Source organism: Zwartia hollandica, from assembly GCF_019923725.1.
Lineage (GTDB): Bacteria > Pseudomonadota > Gammaproteobacteria > Burkholderiales > Burkholderiaceae_B > Zwartia > Zwartia hollandica.
The window spans coordinates 1-1,133 of sequence record NZ_JAHXRI010000019.1; the positions used below are offsets into that span (position 1 = coordinate 1).

Annotated in this window: 1 protein-coding gene; it reads right to left on the reverse strand. The window is 56.3% G+C overall.

Annotated features, from left to right (window positions below; genetic code table 11):
* The coding region (locus KZZ10_RS14405) for a condensation domain-containing protein (protein ID WP_259662239.1) at positions 1-1,133 on the reverse strand (1,133 nt) is incomplete at both ends.

Genomic DNA, 1,133 nt, shown 5'->3' on the forward strand with positions numbered 1-1,133 from the left:
GTTTGGCGCGCCACACCATCCATTAGCGCCAAGGTCTTGACCGGCGCATCCACCGAAGCTGTTAACCCCTGCACCAAACGCTCAAACGCTTCACGCCAGATCTCTACACTCGACTCGGCAAACAAATCTGCGTCGTATTCGAACATCCCTTCAAGCGCACCACTCGCGCTCACGCTTAACGCCAAATTCAGGTCTAACTTAGCCCGCGGTAATGTCACAGTTTCAAAACTACAGCTCAACTCACCAAGCTTGAGCTCCACCTGCTCCTGACTCTGAAAGGCCAACATCGCCTGAAAAACAGGCGTGTGCGACAACGAACGCACAACATCCAGACTCTCGACCAAACGATCAAATGGCAAGTCCTGATCAATCAATGCTTCCTCAACGCTTGCACGCGTACGACGGATCAACTCCTTGACCGTGCACGAACCGCCGATCGATATCGGTAAGGCCAGCGTATTAACCAAAAAGCCGATCAACCCCTCCGTCTCAACGCGATTGCGTCCGGCCACAGGCGAGCCAATCACCACATCGTCCTGACCTGCTAGGCGACCTAAGGTGGCTCCATAGCCTGCCAAGACCACTGTAAAGAGTGTCGTGTTCTCACGCCGAGCGAGTGCCTCAAGCGCCTGCACGACCGGTGCCTCAATGCGCACGGACATGTAGGCAGCCCGACGCATCCGGTCAGGATCGCGGGCGTAATCTACGGGTAACGTCAGACTCTCGGGCGCGTTAGCCAACCGCGCTTTAGCGCGAGCCACCTTCGCCTCAAGACCTTGCTCCAGACTTGCCTGCTGCCAAGCAGCCCAATCGCAATACTGGATTGGCAAAGGTGCCCACTGTGGCTCTGCACCCAAGCAGTAAGCGCTATAGCCCTGCATCAACTCACGCGTGAGTACCGCCATCGAAACGCCATCACCCGCTTGGTGATGCATCGTCAACGTAAACACCGACTCTTGGCGACCCAGCACAATCACGCCCGCACGAAGCGACAGGTCATGCGATAAGTCAAAGGGCTTTGCTGTCTCGAGCCTAATCAGTTCGCTTAACTGTCGCTCACGCTCTAGCCTTGAGTCGATACCACTCAGATCCGTCACCGTAATCAGCGTCTGCGCATCAGGCGCTGGCAGCAA